The organism is Gordonia paraffinivorans (assembly GCF_900683595.1).
GTDB lineage: Bacteria > Actinomycetota > Actinomycetes > Mycobacteriales > Mycobacteriaceae > Gordonia > Gordonia paraffinivorans.
Map to the genome: position 1 here is coordinate 417,767 of NZ_CAACYD010000007.1, position 16,926 is coordinate 434,692.

Below are 16,926 nucleotides of genomic sequence, written 5' to 3' on the forward strand. Positions count from 1 at the left end.
TGCTGCTCAGCGCTCCGGAACGACGGCGGGTATCGCGTCGCGGAGCGCGTCACCGGCGGCGCCGACGATGCCGGGGAACAGGGTGGACTTCCAGTCGATGCTGTCCACCGGCTCGGTCACGACCCGGCCCGCGCATCCGCCGCGCAGCGAGGTGACCACATTGCGGATGATCGTCGGGTCGCGCATCTCGATGACGTGGTCGAAGCCGGTGTTGGCCAGGGGCACCGGCGAGTACGCGCGGCACTGCGGAATGCCGTCGAGCCGGCCGTCGGACCACTCGCCGTCACTCTGCACCACCGAGTAGCGGGTCGGGCCGGGCGCGTCCGGGCCTGCGTTGAGCTTCTTGATCGCGTCGGCGTACATGCAGGTGTCGTATCCGCCGTCGCGGGGCTGGGAGCAGCCGCCGGCCGATCCGTACTGGGCGGTGCCGATCGCGACGTACTCGTCGACCCACTCCGACCCGCCGAGGAACTTCAGGTAGTGCCGGGTGCCCAGGCCGCCTGCGCTGTGGGCGACGATGCCGACCCGGTCGGCACCCGCGGCCTCGGCGTCGACGACCTTCTTCACCAGCTGCGCGTCGGCGGCGACGTCACGACCGCCCGCGTGCGCGAACACCACCCGGTAGCCGGCCGCGCGGATGCCGTCGGCGAGTGGGCGGAAGGTCTGTTCGTTCGCCGCGGCGTCGGCGTAGAGCTGCTGGCCGGGGACGATCACGACCACCCCCTTCGCCGCGGCGGGCGCAGCGGTCGCGCCCGGTGCGGCCGACAGGCAGAGCGCGGCGGCACCCGCGCCGGCGACAGCGGCGAGAACAGCGCGCGACACGACACCGCGAGACAGGACGCGTCGAGACAGGACGCGTCGAGACAGGACAATTCGAGAGAGTGCTGAGAGCATCGGTGACCCCCCGGTCCGATTCGCCATCCAGAACAAGTGAGCTGAGGCTAACAGGGGTGGGTCGGCAGTGGTGTCGGCACGTCGCGCGTCACACCGCGTTCCGGGCGTGTGTGCGTGGTTAGATTGTCAGCGAACCACACCGCTGTGATTCGTCGTCGGCGCGCTTTCTTCCGCGCCGGAGTCGTTTCCGTCGGGGGCGGTCGGCAGGAGAAGGTGCAGATCGGCGAGGCGTGTGGGTCTACGAGTTTTATCGGCGAGGGAGTGAGATGGACGGCGCAGCTGCGCGTAGCCAGAGTCAGGACGATCAACCCACACCCGAAGTGCAACTGGACCCCCACGAGGTCGGGGACGACGGCCTGACGCGCCGGGAGCGGGACATCCTGGCCTTCGAGCGTCAGTGGTGGAAGTACGCCGGCGCCAAGGAAGAAGCCATCAAGGAGCTGTTCGGGCTGTCGGCCACCCGGTACTACCAGGTGCTCAACGCCCTCGTCGACCGGCCGGAGGCCCTCGCCGCCGATCCGATGCTCGTCAAGCGGCTCCGTCGTCTGCGCGCCTCGCGCCAGAAGGCCCGCGCCGCTCGTCGTCTCGGCTTCGAGATCACCTAGACGCGACCCGGGTCGGTCGGTGCAGGTGAGTTAAGGTCGTCGGTGATGAACGCAGACCGTGAGCCCAATCGCCTGCCGTTGCGCGCCGGTGCGATGCTGCTCTTCGCCGTGGCCGTCGTCTTCATCGGACTCGGCTGGCATTCCGCGGCCACCTCGGGCGACGGCTCGAAGGCCGCCGAGACCACCGTGACGGCCCCCACCACCACCACCGAGTCGTCGACCCCGACGTCGACCAGCGTCGCGGCCGGGACCAAGCGGGTGTGCGTGATCAACGCGGGCCAGGTGACCGGCCTGGCCGGCGACGTCACGGACCTGCTGCGGGACAAGGGCTACACGATGGCCCGGCCCGCCAACTACACCGGCGGCGGCTTCAGCGAGAACACCATCTTCTACGAGACCGACGCCGACAAGGCCCAGGCCGAGAAGATCGCGCAGGATCTGGGCGGTTCGGTCTCGATCGAGGAACGGCCGTCGTCCTTCGGTCAGTGCAGGAACGGCGTGCCCGTGATCATGGTGACCGCGGTCAGCGGATCCTGAACAACGTGACAGGTCTAATGTTCTAGGCGATCCCACAATCGAACCCGCGCGGTGCGCCCCGTCCGCGCAGACGCCGGCCCAGCCCGGTGACAAGCAACAGTGAACAAGGAGTGACATGTCCGGACGTTCGAAACTCGCTGCGTCGCGCGGTCTCGCCGCGCTGGCTTCCGCGGGACTCATCGGGCTGGCCCTGGCCGGTTGCAGCCCCGACGAGAACCCGACGGATGTGCCGGGCACGACCCCGCCGGTGGTCTCAGACAAGCCGCTGCCCCCGGGCGCTGTCGACGACGTCGACAGCGAGCCCACCGGTCAGATCGCCACCGCCGAGATCAAGGACACCTCGGGCAACGTCGTCGGCGAGGCCACCTTCACGGCACCGACCGAGAGCGACGAGCCCGTCACCGTCAGCGTCCGCATCACCGAGGGTGACCTGCCGGCCGGCTTCCACGGCATGCACATCCACGAGAACGGCACCTGCGACGCGGGCTCCGGCGGATCCCAGGCCTTCACCTCGGCCGGCGGACACCTGCAGGTCGGCGGCAACACCGGCCATCCCTCCAGCGGCGACCTGGTCTCGATCAACATCCTCGAGGACCACACCGGCCGCACCGTCACCACCACCGACTCGGTGACCCTGGAGCAGATCTTCGGCAAGTCGATCATCATCCACGAGAAGCCGGACAACTTCGGCAACATCCCGGCCGACAAGTACCCGGGCGGCCCGAAGGAAGAGACCCTCAAGACCGGTGACGCCGGTGCGCGCATCGCCTGCGGTGTTATCGAAGAGCAGGACTAGGAGACGCGGTCGGACACCGATCGCAGCCGCTCATGACTCCGATCGAGTTCGACGGATCGCCGGCCCCGACGCTGGGGGTCGAATGGGAATTCGCGCTGACCGACAAGGTCACCGACGATCTGTCGAACTCCGCGGCGGCACTCTTCGCCGCCGTCGCCGAGAGGCATCCCGAACGCGCCGGGAAGATCCACAAGGAACTGCTGCGCAACACGGTCGAGCTCGTGACCGGCGTCTGCCGGACCACGGGTGAGGCCGTCGCGGACCTGACCGACACCCTCGGGGTCGTCCGCGTGCTCACCGAGGAACTCGGCGTCGACCTCTACGGCGCCGGGACCCATCCGTTCGCCGAGTACTCGACCCAGCTCCTCACCGAGGGGCACCGGTACGCCGAACTCATCGAGCGCACCCAGTGGTGGGGACGCCAGATGCTCATCTGGGGCGTCCACGTCCACGTCGGCATCAGCCACCGCGACAAGGTGCTGCCGATCCTCGACTCGCTGCTGAACTACTACCCGCACCTGCTGGCGTTGTCGGCGTCGTCGCCCATGTGGGCGGGCCAGGACACCGGCTACGCCAGCAACCGGGCGATGATGTTCCAGCAGCTCCCCACGGCGGGCCTGCCCTTCCAGTTCCGGACCTGGGAGGAGTTCGAGGGGTTCGTCGCCGACCAGAAGACCACCGGGATCATCGACCACCTCAACGAGATCCGTTGGGACATCCGGCCGTCGCCCCACCTGGGCACCATCGAGGTCCGGGTCTGCGACGGCATGACCAACGTCGCCGAGCTGCAGTCGATCGTCGCCCTCATCCACTGCCTCGTCGTCGACCTCGACCGCCGGTTCACCGCGGGCGAGTCCCTCCCGACCATGGCGCCCTGGCTGGTCCAGGAGAACAAGTGGCGGGCGGCACGGTACGGGCTCGACGCCATCGTCATCCTCGACGGCAACTGCCGCGAGGAACTCGTCACCGACGATCTGCACCGCCTGCTCGAGCAGCTGCAGCCGGTCGCGCGTGACCTCGACTGCGTCGACGAACTGGCCGGCATCGAGAACATCATCACCGGCGGTGCGAGCTACCAGCGCCAGCGCAAGGTCTACCGCGAGACGCACTCGATGCGCGACGTCGTCGCGTCGGTCGTCGCGGAACTCGACGTGCCGGCGAACTCCTGACCCGCACACCGCCGTGACATCCGCCCGGGGGTGTCTCCGCCCGGGCTCCGGGGCCTCTCGGGCTCAGTCCCGGTCGGGAGCGTCCATGTCGCGCCTGTCTATGAGGCCGTCGCGGGCGCGCTGCTCCTGATAGGCGAGCCGGCCGATCCGGTGCGCCACCACGGGCGCGGTGATCAGCGCGAACAGTCCGGCGAGGATGAGCATCCCGCTGTCGAGGTTGCGACCGAGGCGCACCACGGCGCCGAGGAGGATCATCAGCAGTCCGAACGTCTGCGGCTTGGTCGCCGCGTGCATCCGGCTGAGGGTGTCGGGGAAGCGGAGCAGGCCGATGGCCGCGGTGAGCGCCAGCGTGCACCCCACGAGGATCAGCGTCGCGCTGATGATGTCGCCGATCATCGGATACCCGTCACTTCTGATCGTCCCGGACGCGGAAGCGGGCGATGGACACCGACCCGACGAAGCTGAGCAGGGCGAGCGCCACGATCGACGGGACCACCGTGGAGTCGAGGCTGAAGGCCGTCCACACCCCGAGCCCGCACATGCACAGCGCGATCAGGACGTCGAGCGCGACCAGACGGTCCAGCGTCGACGGCCCGCGGAGTGCCGTGGCCATCGTCAGGACCGCGGCGATCATCAGCATCGCCGCCGCGATCGAGAACACGATGCTCATGATTCCTTCCGTTCCGCCGTCTCCGACTGTCCCGAATCGTCCGCCCGCGCAGCCCCGGTCGACTCCGGCGTGGGTTCGGCACCGGGCACCGGCTGGATGGGGCGGACGTGGTGGAAATCCTCGTCGATGCCGTGGTACGGGCTCGGATGCCATTCGCTGTCGCGCTCGAACGCCTTGATGAACATGCGCTCGACGTAGGCGATCTGATCGTAGAAGGCCCGCACCTTCTTCTCCGTCCGCACGTCGAAGACGTGGATGTAGAGCATCCGCCGACGGTGGTCGATCTCGAGGACCATCGTGCCCGGCACCAGGTTGAGGTAGTCGACGGCCAGGGTGAGCACCATGTCGGACTTGATCGCGACGCGCACCCGGATCACCGCGCCCAGCGGCGGGCGGCCGGGCCGGATCGCGGCCCAGGCGATCTGCACGCTCGAGATGAAGAAGTCGGTGATCAGCCGAATGGCCAACTGCGCGACCGACAACGGGTGGATACGTCCCTCGACCGGCACGCGCGGAAGCGGCAGCAGGGTGAGGATCGCGACCGCCAGGACCACACCGCCGATGACGTTGGCCCACGACAACGAACCCCACAGCAGGACCCAGACGAAGGCCAGCCACGCGATCGTCCACAGGCGGACCGCGATCTCACGGCCGTCGCCGCCCAGCCACTTCGGGAGCCGGACGTGATTGCGCAACCACACCAGGGCGCTGGTCAGATGCCACACGACGAAGAGGAAGGACACGCGCCAGGTGTTGATGATCAGCGACAGCACCGGCCCTTTGGTGGACACGACGGGTGCGCGACGCCGGGGTTGATCCGGCCGGTCGGTGCCCGGCGGCGTCGGTCCGAGCGTCATCGCGACTCACCTCCACCCAGGACGGCGTCGACGTAGACGCCGCGGTGCACGACGTCGGTCGCGGCGCTGTCGGTGAAGTCGAAGATCGGTCCCGCCCACAGCGTCAGCACCAGACCCGCGATCACCATCGCGAAGGTGGGCAGCACCATCGCGATCGGCATGCGGCCGACGTCCTCACGATCGGAGTAGGCGCCGTCGTCGCGCTCGTCGATGAGCGCCGACGGACCCTGGTCGGCCATCTCGCCCTCCGGCGCGTCGGCGCGCGGACGCCAGAAGCCCTTGGTCCAGATGCGGGCCACCACGTACAGGGTCAGCAGGCTGGTGACGACCGAGCCGGCGACCAGGATCCATGCGAGCACCGAGCCGTTCTGGGCACCGGCCTCGAGCAGGGCGACCTTGCCGATGAAGCCGGAGAACGGCGGGATGCCGCCCAGGTTGAGGGCGGGGATGAGGAACAGCACGGCCAGCACCGGGCTCGCGATCAGACCGCCGAGGCGTCGCAGCGACGCCGACCCGGCCTGGCGTTCGATGAGGCCGACCACCAGGAACAACGTGGTCTGCACGAGGATGTGGTGGGCCACGTAGTAGATCGCCGCGGACATGCCCAACTCGGAGGAGAGGGCGATGCCGAAGATCATGTAGCCGATGTGGCTGACCAGCGTGAACGAAAGCAGGCGCTTGATGTCGGACTGGGCGATCGCGCCGAAGATGCCCACCAGCATCGTCAACAGGCCGGCGATCATCAGCACCGCGTCCATCGAGCCGCCGGGGAACAGCAGGGTGTGCGCCCGGACGATCGCGTACACGCCGACCTTGGTCAGCAGGCCGGCGAACACCGCGGTGACCGGCGCGGGCGCGGTCGGGTACGAGTCGGGCAGCCACGTCGACAGCGGGAACACCGCCGCCTTGATGCCGAACGCGACCAGGAGCACGGCATAGAGCGCGTTGCGGGTGCCGTCGGACACGTCGTCGAGGCGCACCGCCATCTCGGCGAGGTTGAGGGTGCCGGTGGTGGCGTAGGCGAAGGCGATGCCGGCCAGGAAGATCAGCGACGACACCATCGACACCATCACGTACGACGCACCGGCGCGCACGCGCTCGGCGCTGGCGCCCAGCGTCAGCAGCACGAAGCTCGCGGTCAGCAGGACCTCGAACGAGACGTACAGGTTGAACAGGTCGCCGGCGAGGAAGGCGTTGCACACGCCGGCGGTCAGGATCAGATACGTCGGCAGGAAGATCGACGTCGGCTGCTGCGCCGTGCCGTCGCGGATACCCTGGCCGATCGCGTACACGACGACGCAGAGCAGGACGATCGTGGACACCACCAGCATCAGCGCGGCGAGCTGGTCGACGACGAGCGTGATGCCCAGCGGCCCGTTCGGGTATCCCTTGTCGCCCCAGCCACCGATCGCCACGGCGAAGGTGCCGTGCTGGTCGGTGAGGTACAGCAGCATGCAGGACGCGATGAGCGCCACCGAGATGGCGCCGATCGTGACCACCCGCTGGACCTGCGGGCTGCGGCCCATCAGCAGCGAGAACGCGGCGCCGAGCATCGGCACCAGGGTCGGCAGCGCGATGAGGACCGGGATCCAGGAGGGCTGCGGGATCATCGGCCGCCTCCCTGGGTGTCGTGGTCGTCGTCAGTGCGGTCGTCACCGGCTTCTTCGGGACCGGTTTCGTCGGAGCCGTCGGTGGCCTGGTCGTCGGCCGCCGCGTCGTCCGGGATCGGCTCGCCGTCGGCGCCGATGACCTTCGCCTCGTCGGATTCGTCCTCGGGGATCTTCTCGCCGACGAGATCGGGATCGTCCACCAGCCCGGTACCCGTGGTCGGGTCGTCGGGATCGTCGTCCTCGTCGGAGCCGATCTCGTCGATGACGTCGCTGATCGAGTCGGGCATGATGTCCGTCTCGTGCAGCCGGCGGTGGCGTTCGGCCGCCTCCTCGGGGGTGAGGGGATTGCCCTCGTCGTCGAAGAAGTCGCCGATCGGCGTGTCCGACAGGGTCACCGGGTCGTCGCTGCGGTCACGGTCGGGCGCGGTGTCCAGTGAACCGGTCTTGATCTTGACGTCCTCGACGTCGTCCTCGACGTCGTCGTCGTCGCGGTTGATCACGAACAGGCGGTAGACGAGGGACAGGACGAAGGCCGCGACACCCATCGTGATGACGATCGCGGTGAGGACCATCGCCTGTGCGAGCGGGTCGGCGTCGCCGGGCCGGCTCTCCGAGGTCTGGCCGAGGATCGGCGGATTGCCCATTCCGCCGGAGAGCACCACGATCATCAGGTTCAGCGCGTTGCCGCACAGCAGCAGGCCGAACAGCATCCGGACCAGGCTGCGTTCCATCAGCAGGTAGACGCCGCAGGCGGCCATGCCTCCGACGACGAGCAGGAGCGGGAGATTGGTGCTCATCGGGCCACCCGGTCCTTCCCGCCGACGGCGGACGCCCCGCCGGAACCGATCTGGGCGGCGACCGAACGCAGGGCGCCGGCCGCCGGGGTCGTCTCGGTGTCGAGGCGGGCGCCGAGGCTGCGCAGCACGTCGAGGACCAGGCCGATGACGATCAGGTAGATGCCCAGGTCGAAGAAGAGCGCGGTGACGAACTTGATGTCCCCGAGAACCGGGACGGTGATCTCGAAGACCGCCGACGACAGCGCGGGCGCACCCAGGAACAGGGAGGTGACCGCCGTCGTCGCCGAGATCGCCAGGCCCGCACCCAGGATGCGGCCGGGCTCGATCGGCAGGGCCTCGCCCAGCTCGTAACGGCCACCGGCGAGGTAGCGCAGGACGAGTGCCAGGCCCATGACGAGACCGCCGGCGAAGCCGCCGCCCGGCGCGTTGTGGCCGGCGTAGAAGAAGTAGACCGACAGCACGACCATGGTCGGGAACAGCAGGCGGGTCGTCGCCTCGAGGACCATCGACCGGTGGCGCGGATCGCGTAGGCCGGAACCGAGCAGCCAGGTGGTGCGGTCCGGTGGGATCGGATCGTCGTCATCGTCGTCTCCGTCGCCGGCCTGCAGGCGGATCGCGTCGGCGACGCGGGGAGCCGCGCCGAAGCGCCGGTTGCGGAACACCATCGAGGCGACGCCCGTCGCGGCGGCGATCAGCACGGACACCTCGCCGATCGTGTCCCAGGCGCGGATGTCGACCAGCAGGACGTTCACCGCGTTCTTGCCGTGGCCGTACTCGTAGGCGGCCGCCGGCAGGTCGACCTGGAGCGGCTCGGTCGAGCGGGCGGATGCGGCGAACAGGCCGATGAGCACCAGGGCGGCGCCGAAGGCGATGCCGATGAGCGCGCGCAACGGCTTGAAGCCGGTCGCGTGGCGCTTCTCCGGTTCGGCGGGCAGCTTGCGCAGCACCAGCACGAAGATCACGAGGGTGAGCGTCTCCACCAGGAACTGGGTGAGCGCGAGGTCGGGTGCCCCGTAGAGGGCGAACATCATCGCGCACCCGTAGCCGGTGACGCCGACGACCAGGGTCGCGGCCAGGCGGTTGCGCAGGATGACCGCGGCCAGCGACGCGGCGATCATGATGCCGCCGATGACGATCTGCGGCGCCGTCGCGGAGTTGTCGATCTGCAGGCGGTCGCGTGCCCCGACGAACAGCACGATCGTCGGGAACAGGATCGCCGTGCAGAGGATGACGCCCTGGGTGACCGGCAGCGATCCGCGCTGGGTGTTGCGGGTCAGCAGCAGCGACATCGTGTCGGCCGAGCGCAGTGCCGCGTCGTAGATCCGGTCCGCGTTGAGCAGCGGGCGGTAGCGGAAGATCAGGTCGCGCAGTCGGCGGATGACGATGAACAGGATCGCGCCGCCGACGACCACGATGATCGAGAACACCACCGGCAGCCCGAAGCCGTGCCACAGCGCGAGGTGCTCGATCTCGTGCCCGTAGGCGTCGAGGGTCTCGGCGTAGGGCTCGAAGAGGTCGCCGATGGGGCCGGGGACCAGGCCCGACGCCACGCCGGCGATCGCGAGCACGACCGGCGAGAGGTAGAACGCCCAGGTCGGCGGGTGCATCTTCGCGACGGCCGGGGACGGGGTGTGCCGGACCTTGCGGCCGAAGGCGCCCCAGAGGAAGCGGAGCGTGTAGGCGCAGGTGATGACCGAGCCGAGCAGCAGGACGATGTCGACGGTGTGGGCCTCGAGCGGCGTGAGGGCGCCGGTGTCCCAGACCGAGGCGAACGCGGTCTCCTTGCCGATGAACCCGAACGTGAACGGGAGCCCGGCCATGCTGGCGCCGGCCACCGCGGCGGTGAGCGCCAGCACCGGTAGCCGGTGCCCGAGTCGGGCGAGCTTGCGGATGTCGCGGGTTCCGGTCGCGTGGTCGATGATTCCGACGACCATGAACAGCGACGCCTTGAACATGGCGTGCGCGACCAGCATCGCGAGACCGGCCATCGCCACGTTGGCATCGCCCATGCCGACGAGCACCGCCATGAAGCCGAGCTGCGAGACCGTGCCGAAGGCCAGGATGAGCTTGAGGTCGAGTTCGCGCAGCGACCGCCAGCCGCCGAGCACCATCGTGAAGGCGCCCAGGCCGATCACCGCGATCTTCCAGCTGGCGGTCATCGAGAACGCCGGGGACAGGCGCGCGATCAGGTAGATGCCGGCCTTCACCATCGCCGCGGCGTGCAGATAGGCGCTGACCGGGGTGGGCGCCGCCATGGCGCCCGGCAGCCAGAAGTGGAACGGGACGATGGCCGACTTGCTCAGTGCGCCGATCAGGAGGAGCACGATCGCGATCTCGACGTACACGCCCGACGGCGGGGACGCGATGATCTCCGAGAGCAGGTAGGTGCCGGCGCGTTCGCCGAGCATGATGATGCCGACGAGCATCGCCAGGCCGCCGAACGTGGTCACCAGCAGCGCCTGCGTCGCCGATCGCCGGGCCGTCGCACGCACCCCGTAGAACCCGACGAGCATGAACGACAGGACGGTCGTCAGCTCCCAGAACACGTAGAGCACCAGCATGTTGTCGCTGGTGACCAGGCCGAGCATGGCGGCGGCGAAGGCGATCATCTCGCCGCCGAACATCGCCACGCGCGGCCGGTTGTCGTCGAAGTAGTGGGCGCAGTAGCAGAGGACGAGAGCGCCGACGCCCAGGATCAGCACCGAGAGGATCGCCGCCAGGGTGTCGAACCTGATGACGATGTCCATCTGGAGGGACGGCACCCAGCTCACCGTCTCCACGACGGCGGCGTCGGGCTCGTGCTCCGGCCAGTTGAGGACGACCCAGACGAGTGCGCCGAGGGGCGCGAGGGCCAGAAGGTAGAAACCCCGGGTGCCGATCCAGTGGATGACTGCGGGCGCGACAAGCGCACACACTGCCAACGCAGCCAACACAGAAGTCAAAAGGGCACTCCGTCTTTCTCCCGGCGGGGTGTCACGGGCGATCACCCGCGTCGCCTACTTTACCGTTGCCGGTATGTTCCGGTTCGACTGGCTCAGGCGGCTCCTCGTGCTCTTCGCGGCGATCGCGCTCGCCGGATGGGTGCTGACGGGTTGCGGCGACGAGGAACAGGCAGGTCCGGACGGAGTTCCCCTGCCGTCCGATTTCCCGGTCTCGCAGGTGCCGCTGATCGACGGCCACGTCCTCTCGGCGAGCGGCAACCGATCCGACGGCTGGGAGGTGACCGTGCAGGGCCCGGCGAACGCCGGTAACCAGCTCGACGCCGCGACGAAGAAGCTGACCGAGGCGGGGTTCACCGAGTCGCACCGCTCGAGCGAGGGCGGCCAGTCGGTGGCCGTGCTGTCGGGGACCAAGGAGGGCACCACCTACTGGGTGCAGGTCGGCGCCTCGCCCCAGGCGGCCGGCGGCGGGTCGTCGGTGTTCTATCTGGTCAACGTCGAATAGCCCGGCGGCACCGGTCTTCCCGGGCGTGATCGCCCGAGGTCAGTCGACGCGTCGCTCGGCGTAGGCCCGCAGGTTCTCGACCTGGGCGGGATCGAGCGACGGCCGGACCCGGGAGCGGGCCTCGGCGACGTCGCCGGCGGTCACGACGGCCGCGTCGATGTCACGACGCATCGCCGACAGCGCGGCCTCGCGCAGCAGCGCCGAACAGTCCGCCGCGGAGTACCCCTTGAGATCGGCGGCGAGCTCGTCGAGGTCGACCCCGTCGAGCGGGACGTCGCGACCGCTGGTGCGCAGGATGTCGGCCCGCGCGGCCGCATCCGGCGGCGGCACGAACACGAGTCGCTCGAGCCGGCCGGGACGCAGGAGTGCCGGGTCGATGAGGTCGGGCCGGTTGGTGGCGCCGAGCACGACCACGTCCTGCAGGGGCTCGACGCCGTCGAGTTCGGTGAGCAGCGACGCGACCACGCGGTCGGTGACGCCGGAGTCGGTCGACTGCCCGCGTCGGGGCGCGAGGGCGTCGACCTCGTCGAGGAAGATCAGCGACGGCGCCGACTCCCGGGCGCGGGCGAACAGGTCGCGGACCGCCTTCTCCGACGCGCCGACCCACTTGTCCATGAGTTCGGCGCCCTTCACGGTGTGCACCGACAGCCGGCCGGAGGCCGCGAGCGCACGCACGACGAAGGTCTTGCCGCAGCCCGGCGGACCGAACAACAGGACGCCGCGGGGCGGGTCGACGCCGAGTCGGGCGAAGGTGTCGGGATGCTGCAGCGGCCACAGGACCGCCTCGGTGAGGGCCTGCTTGGTCTCGACCATGTCGCCGACGTCGGCGAGCGTGATCGAACCCAGTGCCACCTCGGGCGAGTCCGATCGGGAGACGGGCCGGATGACCTCGAGGGCGCCCACCAGGTCCTCGGTGCGCAGCTTCGGGTCCTCATTGTTCGCGCTGGCCCGGGTGGCGGCCCGCAACGCGGCTTCCCGGGCGAGCGCGGCGAGGTCGCCGGCGACGAAGCCGGGGGTGCGGGCGGCCACGGAATCGAGGTCGAGGTCGCCCTCGGTGGGGACCGTGGACAGGATGGCCGAGAGCAGCCGGGCCCGGGTCGCGGCGTCGGGCAGGCCGAGGACCAGCTCGCGGTCGCACAGCGACGGGTCGCGCAGGCGCGAGTCGAGCAGGGCGGGTTCGGCGGTGGTGGCGATCAGGGCGATGCGGCCGTCGGAGATGCCCGTGCGCAGCTCGTCGAGGATGAGCGTCGCCACCGGCTCCGGTTCGGCCGGCAGGAGGGCGTCGATGTCGGTGACGAGCAGCACGCCGCCGGTGGCCCGCGCCCGGGCGACGGCGTCGGAGATGGTGCGCAGCCGGGTGGACGCCTCGGTCGCGCCGGTCGTGGGTCCGTCGACGGTGACGAGAGTGCGCTTGGCGCAGACGGATCGGACCAGCGTGGCCTTGCCCCCGCCCGCGGGGCCGGTCACGAGCACGCCGAGTCGCGGCGCGGCGCCGAGTGCGCGGAGGACGTCGGGCTCGTCGAGGGTGATCGACAGCCATTCGGTCAGTTTGGTGATCTGCGAGTCGACGCCCACCAGCTCGGACACGGGCCGGACCGGAACGTCGTCGGGCGGGATGACGGCGCTCGCCGCCCCGGCGGTGGCGGACCGGTCGGACGGGGTGGTGAGCGTCGGCGACGCGGGCACGAAGCCGGCCGCACCCGGCATGGTGGGCGAGTGCGCGCTGACGCGATCGCCGATCGGGGGCACGACCCCGGCGGTCGTCGACCACAGGACCGCGGTGTTGGTCTGCACGCTCACCGGCGACACCGGGTCCGTGGCGGTGACCGTGAGCAGCTCGGTGGTCCAGGTGATGCCCACCGAGCGCGCCAGTGCGCGCGTCGCGTCCGTCGCCGCGAGTTCGGGGCCGAGGTCGCGGGGGAGTAGCGACACGGCGTCGCCGACCGAGACCACCTTGCCGAGCAGCGCGCGCCGCAGGGTGGACTCGGTGATGGACTGCGACGCCAGCACCGAACCGCTGACCACGACGCGGGTCGCGCCGTGCACCGTCACCGGGGCGAGCACGACGGAGGCGTTCTCCTTGACACCGGCGTTGGAGAACAGGATCTCGTCGAGCAGTGCGACGCCGGTGGGCGCGGACGGGTCGGTCGCCGCGACCACCGCGGCCGTGACCCGCGCGCCGGTGATCGAGACCGCGTCCCATTCGCGCAACGACAAGGCGGTGAGTACCTCCGGGTGCACGCGGATGATCCCGCGCCGTGCCTCGGCCGCGGAGGTGTTGAGCCGAGCGGTCAGGGTCAACGACACCGGGCTGCTCATCGGGCCTCGCTTTCGGTCGTGGGGTCTCCGGCCGTGTCGCCGGCGGCTGCCGTCGGGGCCGTGGGCCGGTCCCCGGCGTCAGGGCCCTCCGCCGGTGCGGGATTGCCGGTGGGCCGGTTCAGGCCGAGCCGGCGCTGGGACTTGAGGACGGGGCGTCGGCGGCGGCCGCCGGGGGTCGTCCGCGCCATCGCCCGACGCTGGGCGCGACGTTCGGCGGGCTTGTCCTCCCAGTACTCCGGCCGGGAGGCCACCCAGCGCTTGGACCGCCACGCGAACGGGATGTGGGCCGCGTACCCCAGGATCGCGATGATCATCAGGATGTACGGGTAGGTCAGGAGCAGCGCGGCGCCGATCGCGACGAGGATGAGGAGTCCGGCAATGGCGCGCGGCGGGATGGACGCGGTCTTCAGCGACGCGGTCGGGATGCGGCTGACCGCGAGGAACGCGACGAGCACGAGCCAACCGCCGACGGCCGGCATCGAGGTCCACCAGCCGTCGCCGAACTGCTGGGCCAGCCCGATGGGCAACAGCGCGGCGATCGCCGCCGCGGGTGCGGGCACACCCACGAAGAAGTCCCGGGTGTAGCCGGGCGCCTCCTCGTCGTCGAGGAGGGTGTTGAACCGGGCGAGGCGCAGCACGATCGCGCAGCAGTAGACCAGCGACAGCGCCCACCCGAGGTTGTGGCCCGAGAGCAGATGGAAGTAGACGATCATCGCCGGGACGACGCCGAAGTTGATGGCGTCGGCGAGGGAGTCGATCTCGGCGCCGATCTTACTGGTCGCGCCCATGAGCCGCGCGACCCGGCCGTCGATGCCGTCGAGGAGTGCGGCCGCGACGAGCAGTGCCATCGCGGCGTCGATGTCGCCGGTGGTGGCCGCGCGCATCGCGGTCAGGCCGGCGCAGATCGCGAGGATCGTCAGCGACGACGGGATGATGATGCGGCCGGCCTGGGCCTGGCGGCGTAGTCGTCGGCGTTCGGGCTCCTTCGCCGGGACGGCGTGGGCGTGCTGGGCCTGGCGACGGGCCGACCGGGCGGTGGGGGTCCGGGTCGGCTTGTGCGCGGCCGTCTTCTGCGAGGGCGAGGTGCGCGGGAGACCGGCACCCGTCCGGCGCGGACTGTCGGAGGAGTTCGCTGCTGAGGGATTCACGGGGTGCCCGGGGCTAGAGGTCCAGGTATGCGAACGGGGTCTCGCCGCCGACGGCGCGCTGTCCGACCGACACGCGTGGCCGGGTGCCGGCGGGGAGGTACACGTCGACGCGGGACCCGAAGCGGATGAGGCCGTAGGTGTCACCGAGGCGCAGAGCGTCGCCCACCTGTGGTTTGCACACGATGCGCCGGGCGATCAGCCCCGCGATCTGCACGACGGCGAGCTCGGGTCCGGGACCGCCGCCGGAGGCCGTGGTGCGGATCGTCATGGTGGTCCGCTCGTTGTCGCGGCTCGCCTCGGGCAGGTCCGCGGACAGGAACGCCCCCGGCGTGTGGGTCACCGCGGTGACCGTGCCGGCGATGGGTACCCGTTGCACGTGGACGTCGAAGATCGACAGGAAGGTCGAGACGCGGGGGAGCGGGTCGGTCCCCAGCCCGGACTCGGCGGGCGGGACGGCCTTGTCGACCAGTGCGATCGTGCCGTCGGCGGGGGCGACCACGACGCCGGGCTCGGTCGGCGGGACCCGTGACGGATGCCGGAAGAAGGCCGCGCATGCACCGGCCGTCAGGGCCGCGGGGCGGGCGATCCAGCGATGCCGCCGACCGAGCAGGGCGACGGCCGCCGGGGCGGCGACGAACGGGATGCCGGCCGGGTGGATCGGCGGGATGGTCTCGCGGGCCAGGTCGAGGAAATGTGCGACACGACCGGTGTCGGCGGGGTCGTCCGGACGCGGACGTCTGGCCACGATCTACCTCCTGTGGGGCCCGGTCCGGGCCGTTGGGCGGGTCTGGCGCATCCAGGGCGGATGCGGCACGCGTCCAGCTTAGAGCTCAGCGCAGCACGTGTACGTCCACCGACGATCCGGCGGGCAGTTCGTCGACGTCGGCCGGCACGTCGATGAGGACCTCCGCCTCGGCGAGGTACCGCAGATGGTGCGACGCCGGCGGCCCGATCGGGTCGACGACGGTGTCGCCGGCGGACTCGGACCGCAGGACTCCGCGGAGGAACTGTCGCTTGCCCCGCGGCGAGCGGATGTCGCCGCCGAGTCGCGCGGTGACCGAGCGCCGGTTCGGGTCGAGCCCCATCGCGGCGCGCAGCGCGGGTCGGATGAACACCTCGAAGGAGACCAGTGCGCTGACCGGGTTGCCGGGCAGCGTGATGATCGGGACGCCCCGGTAGTGCCCGCAGCCCTGCGGCATGCCCGGCTGCATCGCGACCTTCACGAACTCGACCGTCCCGGTCGAGGAGAGGCCTTCCTTCACGACCTCGAACGCGCCGGCGCTGACCCCGCCGGAGGTGATGATGAGGTCGGCGTCGTCGGCGACCTCGTCGAGCCGGGACAGGAAGCCCGCGATGTCGTCGGGCACGAAGTGCACGTGGCGCCCGAGTGCCCCGGCCTCGGTCACCGCGGCGGTGAGCATGGCGCCGTTGGATTCGTAGATCTGCCCGTGCCGCAACGGCTTCCCGGGTTCGACGAGCTCCGACCCGGTGGACAGCACCACCACGCGAAGCCGACTGCCGACGGTCACCTCGGTGACGCCGAGAGCGGCGAGCAGGCCGATCTGGGGTGCGCCGATCACGGTGCCGGCCGGCAGGGCGCGCGATCCGGCGGAGATGTCGGAGCCGGCGCGGCGGATGTGCTTGCCGGCGTCGATCGGCGCGGTGAACGTGACCTGCGGTGCGGCCTCGCCCGGACCGACCACGGCGTCGGTCAGCTCGACGGGAACCACCGCGTCGGCGCCTGCGGGAAGGGGGGCGCCGGTCATGATCCGGTGCGCCGTGCCGGGGGCCAGGGCGAGCGGGTCGGTGCGGCCGGCCGGGATGTCCTCGGCGACCGGGAGGGTCACCGGTCGCTCGGGGCTCGCGGAGGCGAGATCGGCCGCGAGGACGGCGAATCCGTCCATCGCGGAGTTGTCGAAGCCGGGCAGCGACAGCGGGGCGTCGACGTCGGCGAGGGTGGCGCACCCGAGCGCCTCGGGCGTCGACAGGCGGACGGGCTGAGGAGCGTCGAACAGCGCCGCGACGACGGCCTGGTGCTCTGCAACGGTACGCATGCGCTCAGCATGCCAGGTGGGGTCGG

General features: G+C 70.6%; 16 protein-coding genes. 5 read left to right on the forward strand and 11 right to left on the reverse strand.

The window, feature by feature from the left end; all coding sequences use genetic code 11:
- Positions 1 to 6 precede the first annotated feature (6 nt).
- Entirely contained in the window at positions 7 to 894 is an 888-nt protein-coding gene (locus tag E1P53_RS14850; RefSeq protein WP_244941199.1) for an esterase/lipase family protein, read from the reverse strand.
- 266 nt (positions 895 to 1,160) lie between these two features.
- On the opposite strand from E1P53_RS14850, the gene napA reads away from it, so the two are divergent.
- The 4 genes from napA (at position 1,161) to E1P53_RS14870 (ending at position 4,001) form a co-directional block, all read left to right on the forward strand.
- Positions 1,161 to 1,499: a nucleoid-associated protein NapA gene (gene napA, locus E1P53_RS14855; RefSeq protein ID WP_040526613.1), complete on the forward strand. Its 339-nt coding sequence runs from the start codon at positions 1,161 to 1,163 to the stop codon at positions 1,497 to 1,499.
- A 45-nt stretch (positions 1,500 to 1,544) separates the two neighbouring features.
- The gene (locus E1P53_RS14860; protein WP_131734763.1) at positions 1,545 to 2,036 is read left to right on the forward strand and encodes a LytR C-terminal domain-containing protein; all 492 of its coding nucleotides are present in this window, start codon (positions 1,545 to 1,547) and stop codon (positions 2,034 to 2,036) included.
- 115 nt (positions 2,037 to 2,151) lie between these two features.
- Entirely contained in the window at positions 2,152 to 2,832 is a 681-nt protein-coding gene (locus E1P53_RS14865; RefSeq protein WP_131734764.1) for a superoxide dismutase family protein, read from the forward strand.
- A gap of 32 nt (positions 2,833 to 2,864) precedes the next feature.
- Positions 2,865 to 4,001 carry a glutamate--cysteine ligase gene (locus tag E1P53_RS14870; RefSeq protein WP_131734765.1) on the forward strand — a complete coding sequence of 379 codons (1,137 nt, stop codon included), beginning with the start codon at positions 2,865 to 2,867 and terminating at the stop codon, positions 3,999 to 4,001.
- Positions 4,002 to 4,064: 63 nt separating this feature from the next.
- On the opposite strand, the gene mnhG is transcribed toward E1P53_RS14870, so the two are convergent.
- From mnhG to E1P53_RS14900, 6 genes are read right to left on the reverse strand one after another with little or no spacing between them, the layout of a single operon-like run.
- Entirely contained in the window at positions 4,065 to 4,397 is a 333-nt protein-coding gene (mnhG, locus tag E1P53_RS14875) for a monovalent cation/H(+) antiporter subunit G (RefSeq protein WP_131734766.1), read from the reverse strand.
- A gap of 10 nt (positions 4,398 to 4,407) precedes the next feature.
- Positions 4,408 to 4,671 (reverse strand): monovalent cation/H+ antiporter complex subunit F, encoded by a 264-nt coding sequence (locus tag E1P53_RS14880; protein WP_006899972.1) that lies wholly within the window; start codon positions 4,669 to 4,671, stop codon positions 4,408 to 4,410.
- Positions 4,668 to 5,528 (reverse strand): Na+/H+ antiporter subunit E, encoded by an 861-nt coding sequence (locus E1P53_RS14885; protein ID WP_230824097.1) that lies wholly within the window; start codon positions 5,526 to 5,528, stop codon positions 4,668 to 4,670. The genes E1P53_RS14880 and E1P53_RS14885 overlap by 4 nt, the downstream gene beginning before the upstream one ends.
- Positions 5,525 to 7,138, reverse strand: coding sequence for a Na+/H+ antiporter subunit D (locus E1P53_RS14890; protein WP_006899970.1), 1,614 nt, complete (start codon positions 7,136 to 7,138; stop codon positions 5,525 to 5,527). Before E1P53_RS14890 ends, E1P53_RS14885 begins: the two co-directional genes overlap by 4 nt.
- Positions 7,135 to 7,935 (reverse strand): Na(+)/H(+) antiporter subunit C, encoded by an 801-nt coding sequence (locus E1P53_RS14895; RefSeq protein ID WP_131734767.1) that lies wholly within the window; start codon positions 7,933 to 7,935, stop codon positions 7,135 to 7,137. The genes E1P53_RS14890 and E1P53_RS14895 overlap by 4 nt, the downstream gene beginning before the upstream one ends.
- Positions 7,932 to 10,877 (reverse strand): Na+/H+ antiporter subunit A, encoded by a 2,946-nt coding sequence (locus E1P53_RS14900; RefSeq protein WP_131734768.1) that lies wholly within the window; start codon positions 10,875 to 10,877, stop codon positions 7,932 to 7,934. Before E1P53_RS14900 ends, E1P53_RS14895 begins: the two co-directional genes overlap by 4 nt.
- Before the next feature lie 73 nt (positions 10,878 to 10,950).
- Here E1P53_RS14900 and E1P53_RS14905 point away from each other — a divergent pair, with 73 nt between their 5' ends.
- Positions 10,951 to 11,379, forward strand: a complete 429-nt coding sequence (locus E1P53_RS14905; RefSeq protein WP_131734769.1) for a hypothetical protein — start codon at positions 10,951 to 10,953, stop codon at positions 11,377 to 11,379.
- Positions 11,380 to 11,418: 39 nt separating this feature from the next.
- On the opposite strand, the gene E1P53_RS14910 is transcribed toward E1P53_RS14905, so the two are convergent.
- The 4 genes from E1P53_RS14910 to moeA all read right to left on the reverse strand — a co-directional run bounded on the left by E1P53_RS14910 (position 11,419) and on the right by moeA (position 16,900).
- Positions 11,419 to 13,698 carry an AAA family ATPase gene (locus tag E1P53_RS14910; RefSeq protein ID WP_131734770.1) on the reverse strand — a complete coding sequence of 760 codons (2,280 nt, stop codon included), beginning with the start codon at positions 13,696 to 13,698 and terminating at the stop codon, positions 11,419 to 11,421.
- Positions 13,695 to 14,846, reverse strand: a complete 1,152-nt coding sequence (locus E1P53_RS14915) for a CDP-alcohol phosphatidyltransferase family protein (protein WP_131734771.1) — start codon at positions 14,844 to 14,846, stop codon at positions 13,695 to 13,697. Before E1P53_RS14915 ends, E1P53_RS14910 begins: the two co-directional genes overlap by 4 nt.
- 13 nt (positions 14,847 to 14,859) lie before the next feature.
- Complete coding sequence (locus tag E1P53_RS14920; protein ID WP_131734772.1) at positions 14,860 to 15,591, reverse strand: phosphatidylserine decarboxylase; 732 nt, start codon at positions 15,589 to 15,591, stop codon at positions 14,860 to 14,862.
- 85 nt (positions 15,592 to 15,676) lie between these two features.
- Positions 15,677 to 16,900 (reverse strand): molybdopterin molybdotransferase MoeA, encoded by a 1,224-nt coding sequence (moeA, locus tag E1P53_RS14925; protein WP_131734773.1) that lies wholly within the window; start codon positions 16,898 to 16,900, stop codon positions 15,677 to 15,679.
- Between the last annotated feature and the right edge of the window lie 26 nt (positions 16,901 to 16,926).

Excerpts from the sequence above, each read along its gene's own strand:
- napA (WP_040526613.1), top strand. The coding sequence starts at position 1,161 with ATGGACGGCGCAGCTGCGCGTAGCCAGAGTCAGGACGATCAACCCACA.
- mnhG (WP_131734766.1), bottom strand. The coding sequence starts at position 4,397 with ATGATCGGCGACATCATCAGCGCGACGCTGATCCTCGTGGGGTGCACG.
- E1P53_RS14850 (WP_244941199.1), bottom strand. The coding sequence starts at position 894 with ATGCTCTCAGCACTCTCTCGAATTGTCCTGTCTCGACGCGTCCTGTCT.
- E1P53_RS14895 (WP_131734767.1), bottom strand. The coding sequence starts at position 7,935 with ATGAGCACCAATCTCCCGCTCCTGCTCGTCGTCGGAGGCATGGCCGCC.
- E1P53_RS14870 (WP_131734765.1), top strand. The coding sequence starts at position 2,865 with ATGACTCCGATCGAGTTCGACGGATCGCCGGCCCCGACGCTGGGGGTC.
- E1P53_RS14885 (WP_230824097.1), bottom strand. The coding sequence starts at position 5,528 with ATGACGCTCGGACCGACGCCGCCGGGCACCGACCGGCCGGATCAACCC.
- E1P53_RS14880 (WP_006899972.1), bottom strand. The coding sequence starts at position 4,671 with ATGAGCATCGTGTTCTCGATCGCGGCGGCGATGCTGATGATCGCCGCG.
- E1P53_RS14905 (WP_131734769.1), top strand. The coding sequence starts at position 10,951 with ATGTTCCGGTTCGACTGGCTCAGGCGGCTCCTCGTGCTCTTCGCGGCG.
- E1P53_RS14910 (WP_131734770.1), bottom strand. The coding sequence starts at position 13,698 with ATGAGCAGCCCGGTGTCGTTGACCCTGACCGCTCGGCTCAACACCTCC.
- E1P53_RS14890 (WP_006899970.1), bottom strand. The coding sequence starts at position 7,138 with ATGATCCCGCAGCCCTCCTGGATCCCGGTCCTCATCGCGCTGCCGACC.
- E1P53_RS14865 (WP_131734764.1), top strand. The coding sequence starts at position 2,152 with ATGTCCGGACGTTCGAAACTCGCTGCGTCGCGCGGTCTCGCCGCGCTG.
- E1P53_RS14860 (WP_131734763.1), top strand. The coding sequence starts at position 1,545 with ATGAACGCAGACCGTGAGCCCAATCGCCTGCCGTTGCGCGCCGGTGCG.
- moeA (WP_131734773.1), bottom strand. The coding sequence starts at position 16,900 with ATGCGTACCGTTGCAGAGCACCAGGCCGTCGTCGCGGCGCTGTTCGAC.